Annotated in this window: 1 protein-coding gene; it reads left to right on the top strand. The window is 66.9% G+C overall.

The features are described from left to right. Window positions 1-764, top strand: a 764-nt coding sequence (locus FVF58_RS50975) for an AraC family transcriptional regulator (protein WP_246217616.1), incomplete at both ends; no start/stop codon positions are given.

Below are 764 nucleotides of genomic sequence, written 5' to 3'. Positions count from 1 at the left end.
GCCCGGCATCTTCTCGCGCCCGCTGCGCGGCGGCACGCTGAAGTACCTGTGCCTGAGCCTGCTCGATGCGCGCAACCTCGAAACGGCGCTGCACCGCTTCGGACAGTTCTTCCATATCCTGCTCGACGACTTCTTCGTCGAATCGAAGCGCGACGGTCTCGTCGCGCAGGTGCTGCTGCGGCCGAACCCGGCCGTCGGCCCGATCGGCGCGCTCGGGCAGGAGCTGATGCTCAAGCTCGTGCACGGCGTGTGGCTGATCGGGCAGAAGATTCCGCTGCTGCGGATCGAGTTCGCATGCCCGCGGCCGCGCCATGCGGTCGATCACCTGTACTTCTTCTCCGGGTCCGTGCAGTTCGACTGCGACCGCGCGCTGCTGCGCTTCAGCGCCGACTATCTCGACGCGCCGATCCGGCAGAGCAAGCGCAACCTGCGCAAGTTCCTCGCGCGTGCGCCCGGCGACTGGATCTTCGAATCGATCAGCGAACAGCTCGTGTGCCATTGCGTGCGGCAGTACCTGTCGGCGGCGCTGCCCGATCTGCCCGTGATCGATCAGGCGGCCGAGCATCTGCATCGCTCGGTGCGCACGTTGAGCCGCCACCTTGCCGCCGAAAGGACGACGTTCCAGGTGCTGAAGGATGAACTGCGGCGCGACATCGCGATCCAGCGGCTCACCGACACGCCTGACACGATCGCGGCGATCGGCGCCGACATCGGCTTCGACGACCCGATCGCGTTCCATCGCGCGTTCCGGCACTGGACCGGTA

Source organism: Paraburkholderia panacisoli (assembly GCF_008369935.1).
GTDB classification, from domain to species: domain Bacteria; phylum Pseudomonadota; class Gammaproteobacteria; order Burkholderiales; family Burkholderiaceae; genus Paraburkholderia; species Paraburkholderia panacisoli.
This window is presented reverse-complemented; position numbering and strand designations above follow the sequence as displayed.